The sequence below is a fragment of the Pseudomonas sp. R62 genome (assembly GCF_000257605.1).
Taxonomy (GTDB): Bacteria; Pseudomonadota; Gammaproteobacteria; order Pseudomonadales; family Pseudomonadaceae; genus Aquipseudomonas; species Aquipseudomonas atacamensis.
Genome location: NZ_JH635998.1, coordinates 3,320,743 through 3,325,167, shown reverse-complemented (window position 1 = coordinate 3,325,167; position 4,425 = coordinate 3,320,743). Strand labels below are relative to the sequence as shown.

Below are 4,425 nucleotides of genomic sequence, written 5' to 3'. Positions count from 1 at the left end.
TCATCGCTGACGCCTTCGTCGGTGGCGATGCAGATGGTCGCCAGCGAGTTGAGCACGTTGTGGTTGCCGGGCATGTTCACCGACACGTCCAGCGGCTCGCGATCCGGGCGCAGCACGGTGAAGAAGGTCTGCATGCCCTGCTGACGGACATTGATTGCGCGTACGTCGGCGTCTTCGCTGAAGCCGTAGGTCACGGTCGGACGTTTCACCAGCGGCAGGATTTCGCGCACCACCGGATCGTCCAGGCACATCACCGCCAAACCGTAGAACGGCAGGTTGTGCAGGAATTCGACGAAGGTTTTCTTCAGTTTGTTGAAGTCACCGTCGTAGGTCGCCATGTGGTCGGCGTCGATGTTGGTGACCACGGCCACCAGCGGCTGCAGATGCAGGAAGCTCGCATCGCTTTCGTCGGCTTCGGCGATCAGGTAACGGCTGGTGCCGAGCTGGGCATTGGTGCCCGCTGCATTCAGACGACCACCAATGACGAATGTCGGGTCCAGACCACCCGCCGCGAACACCGAAGCGATCAGGCTGGTGGTGGTGGTTTTGCCGTGGGTACCGGCGACGGCGATGCCGTGGCGATAGCGCATCAGCTCGGCGAGCATTTCTGCACGCGGCACTACGGGAATGCGGCGCTCAAGGGCAGTCGCCACTTCCGGGTTGGACGTGTTCACTGCGCTCGACACCACCAGCACGTCGGCGGTAGCCGCGTTCTCGGCACGATGACCGATGAAGATCTGCGCGCCAAACGATTCCAGGCGCTCGGTGACCGGCGACGCTTTCAAGTCGGAACCGGAGACTTGATAGCCCAGGTTCAACAACACTTCAGCGATGCCGCACATGCCCACGCCGCCGATGCCGACGAAGTGGATGCGACGGATGCGGCGCATTTCCGGTTGTGGCATGGCTTTCTGATTCTCAACCATGGGCCACCTCCAGACAGGTATCGACCACGCTACGGGTGGCATCGGGTTTGGCCAGTCGGCGGGCCGCTTGGGCCATTGCTTCGAGTCGTTGCGGTTGCATCAAGACCTCTGTCAGGCGCGCGGCAAGATCCGCGGCACCAGTCGTTCTTTGCGGCATCAGGAAGGCAGCGCCTTCGCGGGCCAAATAATCGGCGTTGCGGGTCTGGTGATCGTCGATCGCGTGGGGCAAAGGCACCAGCATCGAGGGCAGACCGGCGGCCGCCAGCTCACTGATGGTCAACGCGCCAGCGCGGCACACCACCAGGTCAGCCCAGCCATAGGCCTGGGCCATGTCTTTGATGAACGGCTGCACCTGCGCTTCCACACCCACGGCGCGGTAACGCTCGGCAGTCACTTCATCGTGATTTTTGCCGGCCTGATGAAACACTTCCGGGCGCAGGTCGGCAGCGACTTGAGCCAGGGCTTCAGGCAGCAATTTGTTCAACGGTTCTGCGCCCAGGCTGCCGCCAAGGATCAGCAAACGCGCTTTGCGCCCGGCCAGCGCCGGTCGCGATGTGTCGAGGAACAGCTCGCTGCGCACCGGATTTCCGGTGGTACGGCGGCTGTCCGACAGAGTAAAGGTGTCGGGGAACGCTTCACACACTCGGGCGGCGAACGGCACCAGCAACCGATTGGCGGTGCCGGCGACAGCGTTCTGCTCGTGAACGATCACTGGCACGCCGGCCAGTTTCGCAGCAAGGCCACCAGGGCCGGTCACATAACCGCCGAAGCCAACCACGCACACCGGCTTCAGACGGCGCATGATCGCCCGCGCCTGCCACACCGATTTCAGCAGCATCAGCGGCGCCTTGAGCAGCGACAGCTTGCCCTTGCCGCGCAGACCGCTGGCGTTGATCCGGTGCAGTTCAAGCCCTGCCGCCGGAACCAGTTCGTTTTCGATCCCGCGTGGCGTGCCGAGCCAGTGCACGGTGTAGCCGCGCGCCTGAAACTCGCGGGCACAGGCCAGCGCCGGGAACACGTGGCCGCCGGTACCGCCGGCCATGATCAATACGTTAGCGCCCATGAGTCGGCTCCTCGGCGAAGTCGCTCTCCTGGAATTCCATCTCTTCGCTGCCCAGGTGGGTCCGACTTTCCCACTCGATGCGCAGCAACAGACCCAGACAGGCACAGCAGATCACCAGCGAGCTGCCGCCGTAACTGAGGAACGGCAAGGTCAGACCCTTGGTTGGCAGCAGGCCGACGTTCACACCGATGTTGATCAGGAACTGACCAATCCACAGGAACGACAAGCCGTAAGCCACGTATGCGGCAAAGAACTGCTTGGCCTTCTCCGCCCACAGGCCGATGTACATGCCGCGAATACACACGAAAACGAACAGCGCGACGGTGCACAGCGAACCGACCGCACCGAGCTCTTCGGCGAGTACCGAGAACACGAAGTCGGTATGCGCTTCCGGCAGGTAGAACTGCTTCTGCACGCTGTTGCCCAGGCCGACGCCCAGCCACTCGCCGCGACCAAACGCGATCAAGGCCTGCGACAACTGATAACCGGCGCCGAACTGGTCGGCCCATGGGTCGGCGAAGTTGGTCAGACGCGCCATTCGATAGGGCTGCATCTGGATCAGCAGAACCACCGCGCCAACCGCCAGCACCACCATCAGCGAGAAGCGGAACAGCCCGACCCCGCCAAGGAACAGCATCGCAGCCGCCGCGCCCATCATGACTACGGTGGCACCGAAGTCCGGCTCCATCAGCAACAGACCGGCCATTGGCAGCAGAACGATGAACGGCTTGAAGAAGCCCATCCAGCTTTCGCGTACTTCTTTCTGCCGGCGCACCAGATAACCGGCGAGGTAGATCACCACGAACACCTTGGCGATTTCCGACGGCTGCACGTTGAAGAAGCTGAAACCGATCCAGCGCATCGAACCGTTCACTTCGCGGCCGATGCCGGGGATGATCACCATCACCAGCAGGCCGAACGCACCGATCAGCATCATCCAGCCGAGGCGCTGCCAGGTGGCGATCGGGATCATCATGGTGACGATGCACGCGCCCAGGCCCAGCACCACATAGATAAGGTGGCGAATCATGTAATACAGAGGACTGCCCGACTGCGCCGCCGCCACTTCGGTGGACGCCGAGGCAATCATGATCAGGCCCAGGCCCAGCAACGCCAGGCAACCGGCGAGCATCGGGAAGTCGAGGTCGATGCCACGCCCGGTGATCAGCGGCGACGGGTACGGCTTGATGATGTTTCTCAGGTTCATGCCAGTTCCTCCACAGCGCGGACGAACTGGTGACCACGGTCTTCGTAATTCTTGAACATGTCGAAACTGGCGCAGGCCGGCGACAGCAGCACCACATCGCCCGGCTGGGCAGCGGCGCGGCATTGCGCGACGGCGTCGACCAGCGAGGTCGCGCGTATCAGCGGCACGGCATCACCGATGGCTGCGCCGATCTTGTCGGAGTCACGCCCCATCAGCACCACGGCGCGGCAGTTGGCCGCCACCGGATCGCGCAGATCGTTGAATTCGGCGCCTTTGCCGTCACCGCCGGCGATCAGAATGACCTTGCCGTCGATGTCCGCACCGAGGCCTTCGATGGCCGCCAGAGCGGCGCCAACGTTGGTGGCTTTGGAATCGTTGTAATAGGCCACGCCGTCGAGATCGCGCACCCATTGGCAGCGATGCTCGAGGCCGGCAAACGTACGCAGTGCAGAGAGCATGGCGTCGAACGGCAGGCCCACCGCGTGACCCAGTGCCAGTGCGGCGAGAGCGTTGGACTGGTTGTGCGCGCCGCGAATCTTCAGTTCACGCACGGGCATCAGGTTCTGGAATTCGAAGGCCAGGTACTTCTCGCCGTCCTCTTCGCGAATGCCGAACGCTTTGAAATCCGGTTTGCTCAGGCCAAAGGACCAGCATGGCTGGCCTTCGCCGATCAATGGACGGCTCAGGGCATCCTGACGGTTGACCACAAACTGCTTCGCGCCGCGGAAGATCCGGTGCTTCGCCAGGTGATAGGCCGGCAGACCGCTGTAGCGATCCATGTGGTCTTCGCTGATGTTCAGCACGGTGGCGACTTCGGCGTTGAGCTGGTCGGTGGTTTCCAGCTGGAAACTCGACAGCTCCATGACGTACAACTCGACGTCATCGCTGAGCAGATCCAGCGCCGGCGTGCCGAGGTTGCCGCCAACGGCGACGCGCTTGCCGGCCGCAGCCGCCATCTCGCCGACCAGAGTAGTGACGGTGCTTTTCGCGTTGGAGCCGGTAATGGCCACGATCGGCGCCCGCGCGTTACGCGCGAACAACTCGATGTCGCCGGACATTTTCACGCCACGGGCAGCGGCGGCTTGCAGGGCCGGGGTCGCCAGCGCCAGGCCGGGGCTCACGTAGAGCTCGTCGGCACGGCAGAGGAATTCGACGTCCAGCTCGCCACAACGCACTTCCACGTGCGGATAGTCACGCTTGAGCGTGGCCAGTTCCGGTGGATTTTCCCG

4 protein-coding genes are annotated in these 4,425 nt (G+C 63.2%); all 4 read right to left on the bottom strand.

Annotated features, from left to right (window positions below; translation table 11 throughout):
• On the bottom strand, nt 1-926 hold a 926-nt coding region (gene murC / locus OQK_RS16055; RefSeq protein ID WP_016773278.1), incomplete at its 3' end, for a UDP-N-acetylmuramate--L-alanine ligase.
• Nucleotides 919-1,989 carry an undecaprenyldiphospho-muramoylpentapeptide beta-N-acetylglucosaminyltransferase gene (gene murG / locus OQK_RS16050; protein WP_016773277.1) on the bottom strand — a complete coding sequence of 357 codons (1,071 nt, stop codon included), beginning with the start codon at nt 1,987-1,989 and terminating at the stop codon, nt 919-921. The genes murG and murC, both read right to left, overlap by 8 nt.
• Nucleotides 1,979-3,196, bottom strand: coding sequence for a putative lipid II flippase FtsW (gene ftsW, locus OQK_RS16045; RefSeq protein ID WP_016773276.1), 1,218 nt, complete (start codon nt 3,194-3,196; stop codon nt 1,979-1,981). Before ftsW ends, murG begins: the two co-directional genes overlap by 11 nt.
• A partial coding sequence (gene murD / locus OQK_RS16040; RefSeq protein ID WP_038861001.1) for a UDP-N-acetylmuramoyl-L-alanine--D-glutamate ligase occupies nt 3,193-4,425 on the bottom strand: 1,233 nt, incomplete at its 5' end. The genes ftsW and murD, both read right to left, overlap by 4 nt.